The sequence below is a fragment of the Methylobacterium sp. D53M genome, from assembly GCF_053345625.1.
In genome coordinates this window covers 1-21,098 of record NZ_JBKFAL010000020.1, presented here as the reverse complement: position 1 = coordinate 21,098, position 21,098 = coordinate 1, and the positions used below count along the sequence as shown (strand labels likewise).

16 protein-coding genes and 1 riboswitch are annotated in these 21,098 nt (G+C 72.2%); of the genes, 8 read left to right on the top strand and 8 right to left on the bottom strand.

The window, feature by feature from the left end; genetic code table 11:
• Nucleotides 1-42 precede the first annotated feature (42 nt).
• Nucleotides 43-999 (top strand): glutathione synthase, encoded by a 957-nt coding sequence (gene gshB, locus ACLBYG_RS23335; protein ID WP_447683061.1) that lies wholly within the window; start codon nucleotides 43-45, stop codon nucleotides 997-999.
• 10 nt (nucleotides 1,000-1,009) lie between these two features.
• On the opposite strand, the gene ACLBYG_RS23330 is transcribed toward gshB, so the two are convergent.
• Complete coding sequence (locus tag ACLBYG_RS23330; RefSeq protein WP_042674088.1) at nucleotides 1,010-2,545, bottom strand: cation:proton antiporter; 1,536 nt, start codon at nucleotides 2,543-2,545, stop codon at nucleotides 1,010-1,012.
• Nucleotides 2,546-2,602: 57 nt separating this feature from the next.
• The gene (locus ACLBYG_RS23325) at nucleotides 2,603-4,048 is read right to left on the bottom strand and encodes a carbohydrate porin (RefSeq protein ID WP_447683060.1); all 1,446 of its coding nucleotides are present in this window, start codon (nucleotides 4,046-4,048) and stop codon (nucleotides 2,603-2,605) included.
• A 122-nt stretch (nucleotides 4,049-4,170) separates the two neighbouring features.
• Between ACLBYG_RS23325 and ACLBYG_RS23320 the strand changes: the two genes are divergently transcribed.
• Complete coding sequence (locus tag ACLBYG_RS23320; RefSeq protein ID WP_447683059.1) at nucleotides 4,171-5,769, top strand: gamma-glutamyltransferase family protein; 1,599 nt, start codon at nucleotides 4,171-4,173, stop codon at nucleotides 5,767-5,769.
• Nucleotides 5,770-5,925: 156 nt separating this feature from the next.
• Here the strand turns inward: ACLBYG_RS23320 and ACLBYG_RS23315 are convergent, their stop codons facing one another.
• The 3 genes from ACLBYG_RS23315 to ACLBYG_RS23305 form a co-directional block, all read right to left on the bottom strand.
• Nucleotides 5,926-6,783: a class I SAM-dependent methyltransferase gene (locus ACLBYG_RS23315; RefSeq protein WP_447683058.1), complete on the bottom strand. Its 858-nt coding sequence runs from the start codon at nucleotides 6,781-6,783 to the stop codon at nucleotides 5,926-5,928.
• A gap of 11 nt (nucleotides 6,784-6,794) precedes the next feature.
• Nucleotides 6,795-7,304, bottom strand: a complete 510-nt coding sequence (locus ACLBYG_RS23310; protein ID WP_056525551.1) for an OsmC family protein — start codon at nucleotides 7,302-7,304, stop codon at nucleotides 6,795-6,797.
• A 258-nt stretch (nucleotides 7,305-7,562) separates the two neighbouring features.
• Nucleotides 7,563-8,681 carry an aminotransferase class I/II-fold pyridoxal phosphate-dependent enzyme gene (locus ACLBYG_RS23305; RefSeq protein WP_091924869.1) on the bottom strand — a complete coding sequence of 373 codons (1,119 nt, stop codon included), beginning with the start codon at nucleotides 8,679-8,681 and terminating at the stop codon, nucleotides 7,563-7,565.
• 90 nt (nucleotides 8,682-8,771) lie between these two features.
• Between ACLBYG_RS23305 and ACLBYG_RS23300 the strand changes: the two genes are divergently transcribed.
• From ACLBYG_RS23300 to ACLBYG_RS23290, 3 genes are all read left to right on the top strand, one after another.
• Nucleotides 8,772-10,037 (top strand): adenosylmethionine--8-amino-7-oxononanoate transaminase, encoded by a 1,266-nt coding sequence (locus ACLBYG_RS23300; protein ID WP_447683057.1) that lies wholly within the window; start codon nucleotides 8,772-8,774, stop codon nucleotides 10,035-10,037.
• A gap of 134 nt (nucleotides 10,038-10,171) precedes the next feature.
• The gene (locus ACLBYG_RS23295; protein ID WP_020093672.1) at nucleotides 10,172-10,561 is read left to right on the top strand and encodes a response regulator; all 390 of its coding nucleotides are present in this window, start codon (nucleotides 10,172-10,174) and stop codon (nucleotides 10,559-10,561) included.
• Nucleotides 10,562-10,696: 135 nt separating this feature from the next.
• Nucleotides 10,697-11,269 carry a MarR family winged helix-turn-helix transcriptional regulator gene (locus ACLBYG_RS23290; protein WP_020093671.1) on the top strand — a complete coding sequence of 191 codons (573 nt, stop codon included), beginning with the start codon at nucleotides 10,697-10,699 and terminating at the stop codon, nucleotides 11,267-11,269.
• Nucleotides 11,270-11,278: 9 nt separating this feature from the next.
• Here ACLBYG_RS23290 and zigA read toward each other — a convergent pair whose 3' ends face one another.
• Nucleotides 11,279-12,499 (bottom strand): zinc metallochaperone GTPase ZigA, encoded by a 1,221-nt coding sequence (gene zigA, locus ACLBYG_RS23285; RefSeq protein WP_056525541.1) that lies wholly within the window; start codon nucleotides 12,497-12,499, stop codon nucleotides 11,279-11,281.
• A gap of 185 nt (nucleotides 12,500-12,684) precedes the next feature.
• Between zigA and ACLBYG_RS23280 the strand changes: the two genes are divergently transcribed.
• Nucleotides 12,685-14,829, top strand: a complete 2,145-nt coding sequence (locus tag ACLBYG_RS23280) for a TonB-dependent receptor (protein WP_447683056.1) — start codon at nucleotides 12,685-12,687, stop codon at nucleotides 14,827-14,829.
• Nucleotides 14,830-15,034: 205 nt separating this feature from the next.
• Nucleotides 15,035-16,021, top strand: a complete 987-nt coding sequence (locus ACLBYG_RS23275; protein WP_447683055.1) for a helix-turn-helix domain-containing protein — start codon at nucleotides 15,035-15,037, stop codon at nucleotides 16,019-16,021.
• Nucleotides 16,022-16,095: 74 nt separating this feature from the next.
• Here ACLBYG_RS23275 and ACLBYG_RS23270 read toward each other — a convergent pair whose 3' ends face one another.
• A complete protein-coding gene (locus tag ACLBYG_RS23270) occupies nucleotides 16,096-17,556 on the bottom strand; it encodes a PepSY domain-containing protein (RefSeq protein ID WP_447683054.1) in 1,461 nt (486 codons plus the stop codon).
• Complete coding sequence (locus ACLBYG_RS23265) at nucleotides 17,550-19,733, bottom strand: TonB-dependent receptor (RefSeq protein ID WP_091979460.1); 2,184 nt, start codon at nucleotides 19,731-19,733, stop codon at nucleotides 17,550-17,552. The genes ACLBYG_RS23270 and ACLBYG_RS23265 overlap by 7 nt, the downstream gene beginning before the upstream one ends.
• 285 nt (nucleotides 19,734-20,018) lie before the next feature.
• A riboswitch (cobalamin riboswitch) is annotated at nucleotides 20,019-20,211 on the bottom strand.
• 137 nt (nucleotides 20,212-20,348) lie between these two features.
• Between ACLBYG_RS23265 and ACLBYG_RS23260 the strand changes: the two genes are divergently transcribed.
• Nucleotides 20,349-20,783: an NUDIX hydrolase gene (locus ACLBYG_RS23260; protein WP_020093664.1), complete on the top strand. Its 435-nt coding sequence runs from the start codon at nucleotides 20,349-20,351 to the stop codon at nucleotides 20,781-20,783.
• The last annotated feature ends 315 nt before the right edge of the window (nucleotides 20,784-21,098 follow it).

Genomic DNA, 21,098 nt, shown 5'->3' with positions numbered 1-21,098 from the left:
GGACCCGGTCGAGTTGCCCGCCGTTGGCGAGGGGCGTTTGGTATGAGCCTGACCGTCGCGGTCCAGATGGACCCGATCCAGAATATCCGGATCGCGGGTGACACCACCTTCGCCCTGCTGCTGGAGGCCCAGCGGCGGGGGCACGCGCTCGTCTACTACACGCCCGACCGGCTCTCGATGCAGGGCCGTCGCGTGACGGCCCGCGTCGAGCGGCTGACCGTGCAGGACGTCGAGGGCGCGCACTTCACCTTGGCGCCGCCGGAGCGGATCGACCTCGCCGAGGCGGACGTGGTGCTGATGCGCCAGGACCCGCCCTTCGACATGGCCTACATCACGGCCACCCACATGCTCGAGCGGATCCATCCGGAGACCCTCGTGGTCAACGATCCCTTCGAGGTGCGCAACGCGCCCGAGAAGCTGTTCGTCCTCGACTTCCCCGAGCTGATGCCGCCGACGCTGATCAGCCGCGACAAGGCGGAGATCGAGGCCTTCCGGCTGGAGCACGGGACCGTGGCGATGAAGCCGCTGCACGGGCACGGCGGCGCGGCCGTGTTCAAGGTCACCGAGAAGGACCCGAATTTCGGCTCGATGGTCGACCTGTTCGCCACGACCTTCCGGGAGGCCTGGGTCGTGCAGCGCTACCTCGACCGGGTCACCGAGGGCGACAAGCGCATCATCCTGGTCGACGGCGTCCCGATGGGGGCGGTCAACCGCGTCCCGGCCGCGAACGACATCCGCTCCAACATGGTGCGCGGCGGCGCCGCCTCCGCCTCCGAGCTCACCGACCGCGAGCGCGAGATCTGCGCCACGATCGGCCCGGAACTGGCGCGGCGGGGCCTGATCCTGGTGGGCATCGACGTTATCGACGGGCACCTCACCGAGATCAACGTCACCTCCCCCACCGGCATCCGGGCGATCCAGCGGCTCGGGGGCCCCGACCTGTCGGTCGCGGTCTGGGACGCGATCGAGGCCCGGATCGCGGCGCGCAAGGGCGTCTGACGGGGCGCGCTCAGGTCTCCGCGCGCGGGGTCGCGCTGAGCTCGGCCCAGTCGAATTCCTCCTCCAGCAGGTAGTAGGCGTCGTCGCCGATCCGCCCCTGGCGGCGCAGGGCGAGCACCGCGTCGCGGGCGGCCTCGACGGCGCGCCGCCGCGCGGCATCCGCCGGCAGGCTCTCCGGCGCCAAGCCCTCGTCATGCGCCTCGGCCTCCGCGAGGGCCGCGCGGAACTCGGCGCGCAGGGCGTCGGTCGCCGGCTCGTTCTCGGCGTCGGCGAGGCTCTCCAGGGCGGCCTCGTAGGCCGCCGCGCGGGCCCAACCGGTCTCCCGGCCCACCGGATCATCGTCCTCCAGCCGCAGACGGGCGAGCAGCGGCCGCAGGGTCAGGCCCTGGATAATCAGGGTGCCGAGCACCGTGACGAAGGCGGTGACCACCACGAGATCCCGGTGCGGGAACTCGGCGGGCAGCGCCAGGGCGGCCGCCACGGTGACGATCCCGCGCATGCCCGCCCACGACAGGGCGATCCCCGGGCCCAGCCGCGCCGGGGCGCCGGCCTGCCGGAGGCCGAACCCGCGGATCCCTGTGGTCGGCATCACCCAGGCGAGGCGGGTCAGGACCACGGTGGCGAAGGTCGCGCCCGCGAGGATCAGCGCCTGCCACGCGTCCGCGCCGCTCAACCGGTCCCGGATCGGGTCGATCTGGATGCCGATCAGCACGAAGGCCAGGACGTTGAGCACGAACACCGCCGTGTCCCAGACCGCGTAGGAGATCACCCGGGCGCGGGGCGCGGTGACGCCGGGTGCCCGGCGGGCGACCGTCACCGCGAAGGTCACGATGGTCAGGACCCCCGACAGCTCCAGCCGCTCCGCGGCGAGCCAGATCCCGAAGGCGGCGACGAACTGGAGCACGATCGCGCTCGCCGGATCGGTCACGCGCCGGGTCACGGCCACGAACAGCAGGCCGAGGCAGGGGCCGACGACGAGGCTCGCGACCACGCCCAGGAGGAAGGCCGGCGCCACCTCCGCCGGGTGGAAGGTGCCGGCCATCGCGGCCGTCACGCCGAGTCGGTAGATCAGCAGTGAGGCCGCATCGTTGAGCAGGCTCTCGCCGCGCAGGATCGTGGCGAGCCGGTGCGGCATCGGCGCGTGCTTGAGCACCGCCAGCGCCGCCACGGCGTCGGGCGGCGCGACCACGGCGCCGAGCACGATGCAGGCGGAGAGCGGCATGTCCGGCACGACGAGCCGCGCCACGACCGCGACCGCGACAGTCGTCACCGCCACGGCCCCGACCGCGAGTCCGAGCACCGCGCGCCAGTTCTCCTTCAGGTCCCGCACCGAGGCATCGAACCCGGCATCGAGCAGGACCGGGGCCAGGAACAGGGCGAGCGCCAGTTCGGGATCGAGCCGCAGGTTCGGGACGCCGGGCACGAAGGCGAGGCCGACGCCGCCCAGCGCCAGGAAGGCGGGATACGGCGCACCGAGCCGGCGCGCGACGCCGGCCAGGAGGACGGCGCCGAACAGGACGCCGACGACCCACTCGAAAATCAACATGCTGCTGAAAGAGGCGGAAGCCCGGGAGCGTTCCGGGTGCCGCGGTCGCAGGCCGGCTCAGTACTGCACGGTCGCGCGCAGGCCGAGCACCGCCGCGTTGCGCAGCCGGCGCCCGTCCGGACCGGCGATGCCGGCACCCGGCCGGATGACGTACTGCGCGTCGGGCTGCACCGTGAAGCCCGGCACGACCACCGCCTGGTAGGTCGCCTCGATCACCGCCTCGGCGCGGCGGCGCGGCATCGGCATCCCGGTGTAGAGGATCGTGTCCCGGTCGGCCCGCTGGGCGTCGTCGCCGATGCGGGCGTAGGCGAAGCTGAGGCCGACCGTGTCGTCGTCGCGCCCGTCGAGCAGGCCCTTGTAGGCGAGGCCGGTATCCACGTAGGCGTCGATCAGGCTGGAGCGGGTGGGCGACCACGCCGCGCGCACGAAGAAGCCCAGGCCCTCGTCGTCCTTGCCGGATTCCCGGTAGAGGGTTTGGTCGTAGATCGCGTAGAGGCCGGCATTGCCGCGCACCGGCCGGCCGATCCCGGTGGCGTTCGGGTCGGCCAGCGGCACGCCGGTGATGTCGAAGCGCAGGCTGTCGAACCGGCCGAAATGCTGCCAGCCGCCGAGGGTGATGTCCCCGGGCAATCCCCGGGCGCCGGGCGCGATGTTGTACGCGTAGGTGGCCTCGGCGATGACCAGGGCCGGATCGCGCAGGCGGAAATTCGTGCCCGTCCGGTCGAGGCGCTGCGCCTCCGGATCCCGACCGGGGCGGTTCGCGCCGGCCGGATCGCCGTCGTAGAGGCCGACCTGCAGGGAGAAGCCGTTGCCCGGCACGTACTTGGCCCGGATCGCCGGCGCCGCGAGCGGGTAGGCCGGGCCGCCGCTCGGCAGGTCGAGCCCGGTGATGGCCGGCCAGCCGAAGGTCGAGTTCACGAACAGGGTCGCGGTCTGGCTGACGAAGAACTCGGTATCGGCGGCCTGCTGGCCGATCCGGATCCCGAGCTGGCCGTCCATCAGGCTCTGGTCGAGCCAGAGAACGTAGAGCCGCGTCGACGGCAGCGCCTCGATGACGCTCGTCGTGAGCAGGTTGCCGACGTAGTAGCGCGACAGGCCGGTGCCGTGGATGAAGTAGGCGTTGGCGTGGACCGTCGCGCCCTGCCAGCCCGCGAGCTTGTCGAGGTCGAGGTTGAGGCGCAGGTTGAGGCGGTCCTCGACGATCGCGCCCTGCCGCAGGCCGCCGACCGGGTTGCCGAGCACGTCGACGATGTAGGTCAGGCTGTACTCGATGCCCCGCTCCTTCAGGACCGGGCGGATCCCCAGCGGATCGCCGAGCGGGCCGAGCGAGGGTTCGACCGAGCGGACGTAGCCGCCGGAGGCCTGGCTGGTGGTCTCCGGCTGGGAGACCGAGACGCGCGGATCGGCGCCCGCGCCCTCGAAGACCGAGGGCACGTGCTGCTGGGCCGCGGCGGGCACGGCCGACAGTGCCAGGGCAAACAGGGCTATGAGCTTCCGGACCATGGGCCGCTTGTCGGCGACAGTGCGGGCCGCAGAATAGCACGGCGTGCTGGTCGAACACGCTCGACCTTTGCAGGAGCCGCGCGCTCGCCTAACCGTGCGGCCGGTACACCACAGGACCGTCGATGCCCGAGACCCCCGTCTTCACGTCCGCCGCCGTCGCCGCGCCCCACAGCCTCGCCGCCCAGGCCGGCCAGACCGTCCTGGCGCAGGGCGGCAACGCCATCGAGGCGATGGTGGCGATGGCCGCCTCCATCGCGGTGGTCTACCCGCACATGAACGGCATCGGCGGCGACGGCTTCTGGCTGGTGCGCGAGCGCGGCGGGCGGGTGCGCGGCATCGAGGCCTGCGGTCCGGCCGGGCGCCTCGCCACGATCCCGCGCTACCGCGAGAAGGGCTACGACGCGATCCCCGCCCGCGGCCCCGACGCGATGGTGACGGTCGCCGGCGCGGTGGGCGGCTGGCGTCTCGCCCTGGAGCTGGCGCGGGCGCTGGGCGGCCGCCTCCCGCTGGAGACCCTGCTGGCCGACGCGATCGCGCAGGCGCGGACCGGCGTCCCGGTCTCCCCGTCGGAGGCGCGCTACGTGCCCCAGGAACTCGACACCCTCCACGACGCCCCGAACTTCGCGCGGACGTTCCTGAAGGACGGCAAGCCGTTCCCGGCCGGCGAGACCCGGTGCCTCCCGCTGCTCGCCGCCACCCTGGAGCAGCTCGCCCATGCGGGCCTCGGCGACTTCTACCGCGGCGATATCGGCCGGGAGATCGCCGCCGACCTGGAGCGCCTCGGCGCGCCGGTCACCCGGGCGGATCTGGAATCCTTCGCGGCGGTCGAGCGGGCGCCCCTGTCGATCCGCCGCCGCGACGCGACGCTCTATAATTTCCCGCCGCCGACCCAGGGGCTCGCGGCGCTCCTGATCCTCGGGATCTTCGACCGTCTCAACATCGCCGAGCCCGAGACCACGGCCCATTACCACGGGCTGATCGAGGCGACGAAGCGGGCCTTCGCGATCCGCGACCGGGTGGTCACCGATTTCGCCCGCCTGCGGCACGACCCCGCCGCGTTCCTGTCCCCGGACCGGCTCGCCCACGAGGCCGCGCTCGTCGACATGGGCCGCGCCGCCCGGGTGCCCCTGCCCGATCCCAGTCACGGCGACACGGTCTGGATGGGCGCGATCGACAAGGACGGCCTCGCCGTCTCCTACATCCAGTCGGTCTACTGGGAGTACGGCTCCGGCACGGTCCTGCCCGCCACCGGTATCTGCTGGCAGAACCGGGGCATGTCGTTCTCCCTCGACCCGAAGGCCGTGAATCCCCTGGAGCCGGGCCGGCGCCCCTTCCACACGCTGATCCCGGCGCTCGCCGCCTTCGACGACGGGCGGGTGATGAGCTACGGCAGCATGGGCGGCGACGGGCAGCCGCAGTTCCAGGCCCAGATCTGCACCCGCTACGCCGATTACGGGATGTCGGTGGCGGACGCGGTCGACGCGCCGCGCCTGCTCTACGGGCGCACCTGGGGCGCGCCCTCCCTCAGCGTGAAGGTGGAGGATCGGTTCGATCCGGCCTGTATCGCGGCCCTCGGCCGACTCGGCCACGAGATCGAGGAACTCGGCGGCTCCTACATCGACTCGCTCGGCCATGCCGGCATGCTGGTCCGCCATCCCCGGAACGGGCGGATCGAGGCGACCCACGACCCGCGCTCGGACGGCGGCGCGCTGGGTCTCTGAGACCATTTCCGATCGACCCTTCGGCGGCCGTCGCGCCGTTCGTCATCACGCGCGCAGCGCAGTGACCCAGGGCAGCGGGACGCCCCGGATCGTCGCGCGGGCTGGATCGCTTCGCTCCGCTCGCGAAGACGGTGAGAGCGAGCAGCGGCGCGGAACCTATCCCGCCTGGACGAGCCAGCAGGCGGCGCGCAGGCGCACGGCGCCGCCCGCCGCGTGCCGCCGGAGGGCCTCCGCCACGGCCGCCTCGGCGCGCGCCCGGAGATCCGGCGCGGCTTCGCGGACGAGATGGGAGCTCGGCCCGAGGTTCAGGGCGACGTGGGTGGCCGCCGCGACCGCTGCCGCGTCGGTCTCGCCCTGCCCGAGGACGATGTCCCGGTCGAGGGCATCGCAGGTGACGGCGTCGAACCCGGCCCCGCGCAGGAGCGCGACGAGTGGGTCGGCGTCGGCGAAGCGGAACGGACCCGGCGTGTCGGGCTGCGGTGGCGGCGGCACCTCCGGCAGGAGCGGCAGCACCGCGTCGCGCGGCACGCCGACCCACAGGTTCTCGGCGAGGGGCCGCCAGCACAGGAAGGTCATCCGGCCGCCCGGCCGAAGCATCCGGCGCACGTTGGCGAAGGCGCGGGCGGAATCCGCGAAGAACATCACGCCGAACCGCGACACGACGTGGTCGAACCGGCCGAGATCGGCCGTCTCGACATCGGCCTCGACGAACCGGATCGACGCGCTCCCGGGGGCCTCCGCCTCGGCGCGCTCCCGCCCCACGGCGAGGAGCGGCGCCGAGATGTCTGCGCCCGTCACGCTCCCGCCGGGCCCGACCCGGCGCGCGGCCTCCAGGGTCGTGGCGCCCGCGCCGCAGCCGATGTCGAGCACCGTCTCGCCCGGGGCGAGCCCCGCGCGGGCGAAGAGCGCCTCCGTCAGCGGGACGAACATCGCGTCGAGGACGGTCTGATTGCGCGCCCAGCGCGTCCCGACCTCGCCGTTCCAGTACTCGGCCTGGGTGATGCCGCCCGCCATGCTGCCCTCCGTCAGGCCGTCGTCGCAGCGACGGACAGTTCCGGCTTGTGGTTGAGGGTCTGGAACACGACGCAGTAGCGCTCGGTCAGCTTCAGGAGCTGCGCGAGCTTGTCCTCCGACGCGTCGGTGTCGAGCTCGAAGAACAGGCGGATGTTGCGGAAGCCCACCGGCGCCTCCTTGTCGACCCCGAGGGTGCCGCGGAAATCGAGGTCGCCCTCGGCGCTGACCGTGCCGGCGCGCAGCGGGATCTCCAGGGCGGTCGCCACCGCCTTGAGCGTCACGCCCGCGCAGGCGACGAGCGCCTCCAGCAGCATGTCGCCCGAGCACAGCTCCGCGCCCGAGCCGCCCGTGGCCGGATGCAGCCCGGCCTCCGCGATGGCGCGGCCCGTCTCGACCTTGCAGGCGATCTTGGTGTCGTCCAGCGTGCCCCTGGCCTTCAAGGTGATGACCGCCGCGTCCGGCGCGGTGCGGTACTTGTCCTTGATCGGAGCCTGGAGGGCTCGCAGCGCGGTGGCGTCCATGGCGTCGTCCTCTCGATGATGTCGCCCGACCTCGGGCGGCCGGATCGGGTTCTCGATGCGCGAAACGCCTTAGCAGGTTGTCGCGACGCCCTCACCGTCTTTGCGAGCGCAGCGAAGCAATCCAGCGTGGCGCCACGATCCCAGGGGTCGTGCCGCCCTGCCCAGCTTCGCTGGGCTCGCAGAGACGAACGGTGTCCGCAGCCGCTTGTTCGGCCCGCAGATATGAGAATCGGCGCGATCACCGAGAAGCGCCCGCGCTCAACCGATCAGGGCGGCCACGGCCTCCGCGAGGGCGTCGACCTGGGCCTCGTCGTGAGCGGCCGAGAATGCGACCCGCAGCCGCGCGGTGCCGGCCGGCACGGTCGGCGGGCGGATCGCCACCACGAGGTAGCCCTGCGCCTCCAACGCCGCCGAGATGTCGAGCGCCGCCTGCGCCTCGCCGACCAGGACCGGCACGACCGCGCTCTCGGCCTCCGGCAGGCACAGGCGGGCGGTGAAGCGCCGGGCGAGGGCGAGGGGACGGGCCCGGCGCTCGGGCTCCGCCTCCAGGATCGCCAGCGCCTCCAGGGCCGCGGCGGCCGAGGCCGGTGGCAGGCCGGTGGTGTAGACGAAGCTGCGGGCGCGGCTCGTCATCAGGTCGATGACCGGGCGCGAGGCGCAGAGATAGCCGCCGTACGAGCCGAGCGCCTTCGACAGGGTGCCCATCTCCAGGGGCGCCCGCGGTCCGTCCTCGACCACGCCGATGCCGTGGGCGTCGTCCACGAGCGTCCAGGCGTCGAAGGATTCGGCGATGCCCAGGATGTCGCCGAGGGGCGCCCGGTCGCCGTCCATGCTGAACACGCGCTCGGTCAGCACGAGGGCGCGCCCGTGGTGCGGCCGGTGCTCGGCGAGCCGCGCCGCGAGGTCGCCGGGATCGTTGTGGCGGAAGGTCAGGACCCGCGCGCCCGAGAGCCGCGCGCCCGCCCACATGCAGGCGTGGGACAGCTCGTCGAGCAGGACGAGGTCGCCCCGCCCGGCGAGCGCCGGGGTGATGCCGAGATTGGCGAGGTAACCGCTGCCGAAGACCAGGGCGGCCTCCGTGCCCTTGTGGCGGGCGAGGCCGGCCTCCAGCGCGCCGAGATAGGGGTGGTCGCCGGTCACGAGCCGCGACCCGCCCGCCCCCGCGCCGTGGCTCGCGACCGCGGCCTGGGCCGCCGCGATCACCCGCGGGTGATGCGAGAGGCCGAGATAGTCGTTGCACGAGAAGGAGACGAGCGCCCGTCCCCGCCGCGCCGCCGCGGCGCCGGCGCCGCGCTCCGTCGGCACCAGCTTGCGGCGCAGGCTGCCGGCCTCGAGGGCGTCGAGTTTCCCGGTGGCGAAGGCGTCGAGGCTGTCCATGGAGACGGGGATGGGCGGTGCCGCGCGGACAATGTCAAGCGGCGGGTGCCGGTCCTTGACCCCCGTCCGAGGCCACATCATGCCAGGCGCATGACCCTCGCAACGCCCGCAGGCCATCTCTGGCGGCCCTACACGCAGATGCGCCGCGCGGCGCCGCCCCTGGAGGCGGTCGCGACCCAGGGCACCCGCATCCGCCTCGCCGACGGGCGCGAGCTCGTGGACGGCATCGCCTCCTGGTGGACTGCGGTGCACGGCTACAATCACCCACACATAGCGGGCGCGGTGGCCGACCAGCTCGCGCGCATGCCCCACGTGATGTTCGGCGGCCTCACCCACGCGCCGGCGGAGGCCTTGGCCCGGCGGCTCGCCGCCCTGCTGCCGGGCGATCTCGACCACGTCTTCCTCAGCGATTCGGGCTCGGTCGCCGTGGAGGTCGCGCTCAAGATGGCGGCGCAGATGTGGATCAACCGCGGCGTGAGCGGGCGGACGAAGGTCCTCGCGTTCCGCGGCGGCTACCACGGCGACACGATGGGGGCGATGTCGGTCTGCGACCCCGAGGAGGGCATGCATCGCCGCTTCGGCGCCTACCTGCCGAGCCAGATCTTCTGCGACCTGCCGCGCAGCGCGGCCGAGACCGCGGCGCTCGACGTGGCCCTGGCGGCCCATCGCGACACCCTGGCGGCGGTGATCGTCGAGCCGCTGGTCCAGGGGGCCGGCGGGATGCGGACCCACCCGCCGGAGGTGCTGGCGACGGTCGCCGGGCTGGCGCGCCGCCACGGGCTGCCGCTCATCGCCGACGAGATCTTCACCGGCTTCGGGCGCACCGGCAGCCTGTTCGCCTGCGAGCAGGCGGGGATCGTGCCCGACATCCTGTGCCTGTCGAAGGCGCTCACGGGCGGCACGATGGCGCTCGCCGCCACGATCGCCCGCACGGAGGTGTTCGCGGCGTTCTGGTCCGAGGATCCGGCGGCGGCGCTGATGCACGGCCCGACCTTCATGGCCAACCCCCTCGCCTGCGCGGCGGCCAATGCCAGCCTCGACCTGTTCGAGACCGAGCCGCGCCTGAGCCAGGCCCGCGCCATCGCGGAGCGCCTCGCCGCGGGGCTGGAGCCGCTGCGGCGTGTGTCCGGCGTGGCCGATGTCCGGGTCCTCGGGGCCATCGGCGCGGTCCAGTTCGCGCGGGCGCCCGATCTGGCCGTCCTGAAGGCGGAACTGCTCGCCCGCGGCGTCTGGGTGCGGCCCTTCGGCGACATCGTCTACCTCACCCCCGCGCTCACGATCGGTGCGGCCGATCTCGACCGGCTCGTCGAGGCTGTCGCCGGGGTGGTGACCGAGCTGGCGCCGGCATCGACATGACGCCCGCGCGTTCCACTTTCCCGTGACGAGCCCCCGTGCCCGCCTGCAACCCGGGACCGTTTCTGCCGTTGGGCCTACGGCTGGAGATGCGTGCGGCGGCCCGCGCGGCCGGGTGCTGCCGAAGGGAGTACACAGTGGCGAGCGAGCAGACGGGTTCGAGCGGCGATCGGCCGGTAATCCTCCTCGTCGAGGACGAGGCGCTGACGATCATGGACCTCGGGGACGTGCTGGAGGAAGGCGGCTACGACACCGTCCAGTGCGCCTCGGCCGAGCGGGCGCTGAGCATCCTGCAGGCGCGCCCGGACATTTGCGGGCTGGTCACGGACGTGCAGCTCTCGGGAAAGACCGACGGTTTCGACCTCGCGAGCTCCGTGGCCGAGGCGCGGCCGCAACTGCCGATCCTGATCGTGTCCGGGCGCGCGGCTCCGGACCCGGCCCGCATGCCCGAGCATGCCGAGTTCATCGCCCGTCCCTGCACCGGCGAGGACATCCTGGACCGTCTCCAGCGTCTCATGCACTGCTGAGCGGGCCTCCGCGCCAGCCCCGTCATCGCACCGTCACCGGTCGGCGCCACAGGGACCGGGGCGGCCGCTTGATGGGGGTGGACGGTGCAGATTCAGGATCGTCCGGCGGCCGCCGGCTCTAATTCGGGCGCTCCGGTGGGCGACAAGCAGAAGCGCGATCATCAGGACGAGGCCGCGGTGCTCGGCCTCCCGTCCAAGAAGCTGAGGCCGCCCGGCGTGCGCAGCGTCGGCTGGGCGCTGGTGCAGGCGGCGCGCCTGCACCGGGCACGGACCGGCGACCGTCTGGCGAAGCTCGGCCTGTTCGCCGGCCAGGAGCAGGTGGTGCAGGCGCTCGCCGCGGCCGGCACGATGACGATGGGCGATCTCGCCGCCCTGCTGCGTGTCCGGCCGCCCACCGCCTCCAAGACCGTCACGCGGCTCGCGGCCCTCGGCATCGTCGAGCGCCGGGCCGAATCGGGCGACGGCCGCGTGGTGCGGGTCCAGCTCACGGAGACCGGCAGGGCCAAGGCCGAGGCCATCGAGCGGATCCAAGAGGAGGTCGAGGCCGAGTTGCTCGACCACCTCGACAAGACCGATCGCCGCCGCCTCCGGAAGCTCCTGCGCAAGGCGGCTCGCGGCCTCGCGGAGGCGGCCGGCGCATCCGGTCAGACGACCGAGGCAGATGCCGAGATCGAGGCCGAGGACGAGGCGGAGGCGCTGGCCACCTGACCGTCGCCCTCAGGCCGCGCGGCGCCAGGCCGGGAACGGATCCGGCAGGCCGCGATAGGGCGCGGGATCGAACGGCGCCCGGTCCGCGCCGGTCTCGATCAGGCAGGCGTCCAGCGCTGCCGTGAGCGCCGCGGCGTCCATGCCGGTGCCGATGAAGACCAGCTCCTGGCGCCGGTCGCCCCAGACCTCGCTCCAGACGTCCCGGAGCCGCGCCTGGAACTCGGGCGCCTCCGGCCAGCGCCGCCGCGGCACGGCCGACCACCAGAACCCCATCGCCGAGACCCGGGCCACGGCGCCCGCCAGGGAGAACTCGCCGACCCAGTCCGGCCGGGTCGCGAGCCAGAAGTGGCCCTTCGCGCGGATCAGACCCGGCCACGTGGCGTTGACGAAGGCGTTGAAGCGCTCCGGGTCGAAGGGCCGCCGGGCCCGGTAGACGAAGGAGGCGATGCCGTACTCCTCGGTCTCCGGCACGTGCGCGTGGGCGCCGTAGAGCTCCTTGAACCAGAGCGGGTGCTGCTGCGCCTTCTCCTCGTCGAAGAGGCCGGTGTCGAGGATCTCGGCGAGCGGCGCGCGCCCGTGATCGGTCTCGAGGATGCGGGCATCGGCGTTCAGGCCGCGCACGACGGAGCGCACCAGCGCGAGGTGCTCGGCCGGCACGTCGCGCGCCTTGTTGATCACCACCACGTCGGCGAACTCGATCTGCTCCACGAGCAGGTCCACGAGCGTGCGCGTGTCCTCGGCGCCCGCCGTCTCGCCGCGCTCGCGCAGGAAGGCGGCCGAGCCGTAATCCTTCAGCAGGTTCACCGCGTCGACCACGGTCACCATCGTGTCGAGGCGGGCGAGATCCGAGAGCGACCGGCCGGCCTCGTCGCGGAACGAGAAGGTCGAGGCGACCGGCAGCGGCTCGGCGATGCCGGTTCCCTCGATCAGCAGGTAGTCGAACCGCCCCGTCTCCGACAGCCGCCGGACCTCGGCGAGCAGGTCGTCGCGCAGGGTGCAGCAGATGCAGCCGTTGGTCATCTCGACCAGGGTCTCGTCGGTCCGGGACAGGTCGGCGCCCCCGGCGCGGACCAGATCGGCGTCGATGTTCACCTCGCTCATGTCGTTCACGATGACCGCGACGCGGCGGCCGTCGCGATTGTTGAGCACGTGATTGAGCAGGGTCGTCTTCCCGGCCCCGAGGAAGCCGGACAGGACGGTGACGGGAAGGCGGGTGTCGCGCTGGGTCATGACGCGATCAAAATGTTATAACGTTTCAAAGTCAAGCCGCATCGACGGAGCGAGCCGAAGCGCCGCCCGGACGCCTGTTGCAACGATGTAACGTTTCTCGCCCGTGTCCGACGGGCGCGGGATTAAGGCTTGCACCGATCCGATGGGCCGCAACAATGAAACGATATAACACTGTGTGAGTCTCGATGCTTCCCTCGCGCCGCTTCGGCTTCCTCGCCAGCACGGTCCTGTCCTCGACCGTCTGCGCCGGCCTCCTCACACCGTCCGCCGCGCGGGCGCAGCAGGCCGTCGCCCTCGACGAGATCAGCGTCACCAGCCCGAGCCCGATCCAGCCGTCGCGCGGCGCGGTCGCGGCGGACGCGGCGGTGCCGATCGGCGTCCTGCCGGTGGCGACCAACACGTTCTCACCGGTGACGGTGGTGACCCAGGACCAGATCGCGCGCGACCAGCCCCGGACCCTGGGCGACGCCCTGTTCGACCGTCCGGGCATCTCGGGCACGACCTACGCGCCGGGTGCGGCCTCGCGACCGATCATCCGCGGCCTCGACAATGCCCGGGTGCGGATCCAGGAGAACGGCATCGTCAACGGCGGCGTGTCCGACCTCGGCGAGGACCACGCCGTGCCGGTGAACCCGCTGGTCTCCGACCGGATCGAGGTGATCCGCGGTCCCGCGACCCTGCGCTACGGCTCGGGGGCCATCGGCGGCGTCGTCTCGGCCGACAACAACCGGGTCCCGACCTTCATCCCGGCGAACGGGGTGCAGGGGCAGGTCACCAGCGGCTTCTCCAGCGTGGATAACGGCCGGCTCGGGGCCGCCACGGTGGACGCCGGCGGCGACGGCATCGCGGTCCACGCCGACGGCTTCAAGACCGCCAACGACAGCTACGCGATCCCCGGCGGGATCCAGCGCAACTCGTACAACGAGTCGCAGGGCGGCGCGGTCGGCATCTCGGCGATCGGCGACCGCGGCTTCGTGGGCATCTCCTTCAGCCACTACGACGCGGTCTACGCGATCCCCGGCGGCGTTGCCGAGCAGGACCGGACCCGCCTGACCCCGAACCAGGACCGGGTCCTGTCGCGGGGCGAGTACCGTCCGCTCGACGGGCCCTTCGAGGTGATCCGCTACTGGGCGGGCTACTCGGTCTACCGCCACAACGAGGTCGGGATCGGCGACGACGGGATCGAGGGCGTCCAGGCGATCTTCAAGAACCGCGAGGCCGAGGGACGCCTGGAACTCCAGCACGTCCCGGTCATCACCGAGTTCGGCAGGCTCACCGGCGCTCTGGGCTTCCAGTCGGACCGGCGCGTGATCAACACGCAACTCGAATCGTTCCTGCCGAAGACGGAGTCGCGCGCGAACGCGGTCTACCTCTTCGAGGAGCTGGAACTGCGCCCCGGCACGCGGCTGCAGGCCGCCGGGCGCTACGAGGTTGACCGGCTCTCGAGCACGGCGGCCCAGTTCCCCTCCGACTACGTGCCGGTCGACGGCCAGGAGCCGTTCCAGTACGCCCGGACCCGGCGTTTCGCCCCGAAGAGCGCCAGCATCGGCGCCCTGCAGGACCTGCCCTACGGCTTCGTGGCGAGCCTCACCGGCTCCTACGTCGAGCGCGGGCCCACGGGCTACGAGCTGTTCTCGCAGGGCCCGCACGACGCCACCGCGACCTTCGAGATCGGCAACCCGAACCTCAAGAAGGAGCGCGCCCGGACCGTCGAGGCCAGCATCCGGCGGGCCGAGGGGCCGTTCCGCCTGGACGCCACCGGCTACTTCACCCGCTACACCGGCTTCATCTACCGGAACTACACGGGTCTGACCTGCGACGACGACTTCGCCTCCTGCGGCGTCGGCACCGACAACCGGCAGATCGTCTACCAGCAGCAGAACGCGACCTTCTACGGCGCCGAGATCATCGGCCAGTACGACCTCGTGCCGGTGGGCAACGGCTTCGCCGGCGTCGAGGCGCAGTTCGACTTCGTCCGCGCCCAGTTCGACAACGGCGCGAACGTGCCGCGCATCCCGCCCTACCGGCTCGGCGGCGGCGTCTACCTGCGGGCCGACGGGTGGTTCGCGCGGGTGAACCTGCTCCACGCCTTCAGCCACGACGCCACGGCCGTGTACGAGACGCCGACCCCCGGCTACGACGACCTGCGCGCCGAACTGAGCTACACCAAGGCCGTCGATCCCGCGGTCTACGGGGCGAGCGCGATCACCCTCGGCCTCCAGGGCCGCAACCTGCTGAACGACGATATCCGCAACTCGACCTCGTTCAAGAAGGACGAGATCCTGCTGCCGGGGCGGAACGTGCGGCTGTTCCTGACGGCGCGGTTCTAGGGTCGGACATCAGGCCGCGTGATCGTGATGATGCTCGAGAGGGATGGATCATCGCCGGCCCGCTTCCGGACGGCGCTGTTTGGCCGGGCGCCGCTGCTCCGCCCGTTGTCCCGCGTCTACCTGTTGTGAAGGTAGATTATATACAATAAACGCCGGGCTTCCCGATCTTTGCCACCGGGTGGCGACAGGGGTGCCCAGGCGGCGGATGCAACCGTTTTTCTCGACAGACGGGATTCATCCCAGAAACGCGGTCCGCCAATGGCGGGAGCTGGTCTGCGAGCGGCTCGTGCCTGCCGAGATCGAGACGCCGGACGGTCTCCCGTTCCAGGGACGGCTGGACGTGACGTGTATCGGCGCGATGCCGATCTCGCATTTCTGGCACACAACCGTGCGGACCAGAATCACGGACGCCAAAGCGCGCCGCCGCGGGAACCCCGATCGGGTTTTCGTGCTCCTGAAGCTGTCCGGACGGGATACAATCCAGCAGCTTGACCGGGAGGCGAAGACCGAGCCGGGCGACCTCATCTTGCTCGACTCGAGTTCATCCGTGATGGAGGCTGAGACCGGCGACTCCTTGGTCATCGATCTGCCGCGCCAGCGTTTCGAGACCGTTCTGGGCCCGTCCCGACTCTACACCGCGCTCACGGCCGCAGCGGACCTCGCCTCGACGACCCTGACGGGCTCGTACCTTCAGGAACTCGTCCGGGTCAGCGATCGCCTCACCCCTGACGCGGCCGAGCGCATGGCATCGATCGGCGTCGACCTGATCGTGGCGAGTCTCGCCGAACGGATGGCGCAGGAGGTACCCCGTTCCATCCACGGCACCGTCACGGTCCAGCGCGCCAAGGCCTATGTCGAGGCCCATCTGGGCGATCCGAACCTGGACCCGCCCCGGCTCGCCGCCGCGATGGGCGTGTCGTTGCGGCGGCTGCAGGAGCTGTTTCATGAGCGCGGCCGGCACATCTCCGACTACATCTGGGGACGCCGACTGGAGGTGGCAGCCAAACGCCTGACCGACCCGGCCTGCGCCACCCTGTCGATCGGCCTGTTGGCTTATGGCTGCGGCTTCAGCAGCCAGGCGCATTTCGCGCGCCGCTTCAAGGATCGCTACGACGTGAGCCCCCGTGAATACCGACAGGCGCACAGGCCGGACGTGGAGATATTTGCGTCCGCCTCCGGGCTGTCGTCCTGACGCGCAGCACGACCGGATCGGAAACCACCGCCGGGCTGATCTCGACCGCTCGACAGCACACGCTGAAACCGACCTCAGGCGGACAGCGTCCGACGCAGCCTGCGCCAGCCCGCCACGATCCCGGTGACCGCGATGCCCGCCGCCAGGAAATTCAGGACCCACTGGGCCGTATCGTGCAGGGGGCGGTTGCCGGTGAGCCCCGGCAGGTCGAGCCGGTGCGCGGCGTCGAACAGCCAGCGGTTGATCCGGCCCGAGCGGTCCAGGCGCTGGAGGATCGTGCCGTCCCGGGGATCGACGTGGAGCCACGTGGCGGCCGCGTCGCCGAAGCGCAGGCGCAGCACCGGAAGCGGCCGTGGGTCGGCCCCGTGGGGATACCAGTAGGCGTCGTAGGCGTATAGCGGGCGGATCGACCGGAGGGGACCGTCCGCGAAACCGTCTGCCGCGGCCGTCGCGATGCTGCGCGCGTCGAGGGCGGTCGCGCCGTCCGCTGCGACCGTCCGGAGGCCGTCCGCCGTCTCGGCGACGATCCACCAGCGTCCGCCGATGGCGGCGAAGCGCAGGGTGCGCGTATCCGGCACGGCGCCATCGCGGAGCCGGTGCGGATCGAGGCCGAGCGCCGGCGGGGTTCCGGCATAGGCGGCGCGCAACGCTACCGGCGGGCTGGTCGCGCTGAACCAGCGGTTCGGGTTCATGGAGATCCAGCCGCTGACGATGAACGTGCTCAAGCCGAGGCCCCCCGCGAGGCCGAGCAGGTGGTGCCAGCGCGCCAGCCCGCGATAGGGCGTGACGGCCCCGGCCGCGTAGCGCCGCCGAAGGCGCAGGCGCCAGATCCCGATCGCGCCTCCACTCAGCGCGCCGAGGGCGGCGAAACCGGAGAGCCACAACAGGATCGTCCGCCACAGCTCCGGCCGGGCCCGCAGCGGCGTGAGGTAGATCCAGTGCGCCACCGAACCCACCCAGTTCCAGCCCCGCTCGAAGCGTGTCGTGTCGAGGGCGATCTCGCCGGTCACCGCAGACACGTAGAGCTCGGTCCCCGCGGCGTCGCCGAGGGCCACCTTCAGGAAGGGCCGGAGCGGGTCGTAGCGGGCCGTGACGGTCCACTGGTCGCGCGCGACCTGCTCGGCCTGCGCAGCCGGAGCACCACCGGCCGCGACACGCAGCGCGTCTGCGGGTGTCAGCGGGCCGAGCCGCGCGCCGGTCCGTGCCGAGACCGTCACCCGGGCGCCGTCGTGGCCGGCGATCCGGTAGACCGGCTCACCGCCCCGCATCTCCAGGCCGAAGGCGGCCGGCACGCCGGCGAGCCCGCCGGCGCGGAGCGCGTCGTCCGGCGCGACCGCGACCTGATCCCAGGCGATCGGGGCGAGCCGCGACAGCCGCTCGGCCTCGGTGAGCGCCGGGAACGGCACGTAGAGCATCACCAGCCCGGAGCCGATCCACAGCGCGAAGAACAGCCCCGCGGCGATCCCGGCCCAGCGGTGGAACAGGAGCAGCCAGCGCCGTCCCGCCTTGCCGAGCCGGCGCGGCAGGCTCACCACGTCACCGTGTAGGCGACCTCGACCGAGCGCGGGCGCCCGAGCAGCCAGTTGGTCCCGACCCCGTTCACGGCGTTGCCCGAGATCGCGTAGACCTTGTCGAACAGGTTGTAGACCCGCACGGACAGGCGCGAATCCGCCGTCACCTGATGGTCCAGGACCGCGTTGACGAGGTTGTAGGCGGGGCGCCGCGCCGTGTTGCCGAAGTCGCTGTAGACCTGCCCGACGTTCTGCAGTCCGACCCGCGCGGTCCAGTCGCGGGTGACGTCCCAGGTCAGCCAGAGGTTGGCCACGCGCTCGGGCACGTCGATCGGCTGGTTGCCGGCATACGAGACGGTGGCGCCGTTCACCGTCTGGTCGAACCGGTCGTACTGCGCGTGGAGGAGCGCGAGGTTGCCGTCGAGCCGCCAGCCCGGCGCGAAGCGCCAGCCGAGCGCCAGCTCGAAGCCCTGCGAGGACTGGCTCCCCACCTGCGTGGACAGCGTCGGCTGGCCGGGGATCGCCGAGATCAGGTTGTCCTTGACGATCCGGTAGCCCGCGACGGTCCATTCGAGGGCGCCGTCGAAGGCCAGCCCCTTGGCGCCGATCTCGACCTGATCGCCGGTCGCGAGCTTGAAGCCCGCCAGCGACTGCGACAGCGTGATCAGGCTGTTCACCGGGTCTGTGGCGAAGCTGTACTGGGCGTAGAGCGCGCTGTCCGGCGTCGGGTTGTAGACGAGGCCGAACCGGTAGCCGAGCGCCCGATAGGTCTTCTCGAACCGCGATCCCGTCTGCAGGTCCTCGCGGTTCAGTGTCGGCACGTCGAGGCGCACGCCGGTGAGGAACGACAGCTTGTCCGACAGGATCACCCGGTCCTCGGCGAAGACCGAGGCCTGGCTCGTCTGTGTCGCGTAGGCCGGGCGCGCCCGGCCGTTCTGCGGGAAGAGGCCCGGATCGTAGCCGGTGAGCGGCACGCTCGTGGTCTGGTCGAAGTAGAAGTTGTTGGTGTGGCGGAAGTCGATGTGATTCACGTCGAAGCCGGCCACGAACTGGTTCGGCAGCCCGAACAGGCTGCCCCGGAACGTCGCGTCGAGGCGGTCTCCGACCTGCTCCTGGCTGTGGTAGATCTCCAGGTAGTCGCCCCGGTCCACGAGCCCGGTGCCGCGGTTGTAGCTGTACTGCTCGACGTCGAGCCAGTGGCGCCGGCTGGTCAGCCGGTAGGCGGTGTTGCGGATCGTGATGTCGGCCGAGGGGGACCACTCGGTCTTGAGCTGGGTCCAGTTGTCGGCCCAGGTGATCTTCGCGTCGCGGACGTTGTAGTTGTTGAACCGGATGAGATCCGGGATCCGTCCCTCGACCAGCGGGGTGCCCCAGTAGCGGGCGGGCTCCTGGTAGCCGAGATCGTGGCTCAGGGTGAAGGCCAGGTCGGCGCTCGGCCGGAACAGCAGGGCGGCGGAGACCGCGAGGTTGCGGAAATCGCCCTCCGGCCGCATCCAGCCGTCGGCGCGGTTGCCGCTGACGTTGAGGCGGTACGCGAAGGTGTCGCCGTACTCCGCCTGCCCCAGCGGGCCGCCGGAATCGAGGGCGAGCCGCGCGACCCCGTCGGTGCCGATCACCGCGCGGGCGGCGTTGATCGGCACGAAGACCGGCTTCTTGGGCACCACGTTGATGACGCCGCCGATGGCGCCGTCGCCGTAGAGCACCGAGGACGGCCCGCGCAGCACCTCGATCCGCTCGACGTTCCACGTGTCGAACGGGAAGGTCACGGTGTTGGCGCCGACGTAGAAGCGCGTGCCGTCGTAGAGCTGCTGGATCGAGTTCGGGCCGGCGAAGCCGCGGGACGTGAACGCGCCGTTGCCGTTGCCGGGCGCCGCGATGGTGGTGATGCCGGTCGCGTCCTGGGTCACGGCCTCGGCGATCGTGTCCTGGCCGCGCAGCCGCGCGGTCTCGCCCGACACGATGTCGAGGCTGGCGGGCGTCTCCAGCGGCGTCAGGCCGAGGCGGCTCGCGGTCCGGTCGGGCGTGCGCAGGTTGAGCCCGTTCGGCGGGAGGCGGCCCGGGTCGCCGCCCGCGCCCGCGACCGACAGCTCATCCAGCGTGACCGCCTCCTGTGCGGCGGCCGGACTGGCGAGGAGCGCGAGGAGAACGCCGCAGAGGGGGGCCCGCCCGCCGGGGCGGGAGCGATGGGTCGATGGAGACATGGGGAAAGCGGTCCGTGCACGGCGCGCGCCGGCCCCCGCGTCCTACAGGCATTGTAATAACATTACAATGCGCCCGCTGTCCGGTAGCCTCTGCCCGTGCGGGCGCGCGACGGCGTCCTGCGACAGGGCTCGAGGGAGTCGGGACGGCGGAGACGGGCATGGGGAACGGCGTCGCGGGCGCGCTTGCTGTGGCACGTCACCGCGAACGAGGCCTCGGCGGCCGCCTCCCCTCGGGACTGGCGTCGCCTCGACACCCGCCAGGACACCCCGCCCGGCGCGTTTCGCGTGTGACCACGGCTGACGGCAGGTCTCCTGGCTCGCGGGTCGCCGCCCTCGCACCGTCTTCCCGGGGTGACCCAGTGACGTGGTGGTGAAGGGCTCGCCGCTTACAGTTGCGGGGGCAGCCGCGGCTTCGGGGCGAACCCCTCACCGCGTTCCCTTTTGATCCCCGAGGGGAACCGTCGAGCACAGCTTGGCCGTAGCGGGGGCGGGCGTCAACCGTGTGTCCGGTTGTTGCCGTGGATCGGCGCGCTGTGCGCCGGTCCGTTGCGGCCTCGCCGACGACGGGCTAGCCCGTGCGGGATGACGGTCTGGCGGCCCCCTGCGGAGATTCGCGTGAAGGCGCTGGGTCTGCCCCGGCGCGGCAACAGCCTGCTCGTGGCCGAGGTCCGCGCGGATGACGGGCGGCTGAAAGGCGTCCGGCCGCTCGGCGGCAGCGTCGCGTTCGGCGAGCGGGTCGAGGACGCCCTGATCCGGGAGTTCCGGGAGGAGCTCGGCGTCACCGTCTCGGTGCTCGGCGGCCCCCGCGTCGTGGAGAACATCTTCACGCACGAGGGGCAGGTCGGGCACGAGGTGCTGTTCCTGTTCCCCGTCGCCCTGCCGCCGGGGCGGTTCGACGGGCAGGAGCGCTTCGTGTTCCACGAGGATTCCGGCACCGCCTGCGTGGCGCGGTGGTGCGATCTGGACGGGCTCGACGTGCCGGGCGGTCCCGACCTCTTCCCCGCCGGCCTGAAGGACCGCCTCCGCGACGCGTGGCGCGCGGAGCCCTGACGGACCGGGCCGGCCCACCGCCTTTGCCGCTCGGCGCGGGCGATGCTACAGCCGGGCAATCCCATCGGTCCGGACGTCCGCGACGCCGCGGCCCATGCGCCCGGACGCTCCGTCCGACGCGGAGACGGGTGCCGGCGGAAGCATGACGATACGACCTCCCAGAAGCGGCGGGCCGACGGGGCGCAAGCCTCAGGCCGGCAAGTCCAGCGCCAGCAAGTTCAGGGGCGGCAAGGCCCAGGCCGACGGCCGCGCCCGCACGGGCCCGCGCACCAGCGCCCGCGACGCCGCCGAGCGCGCGGCCCGCAACCGCGGCGA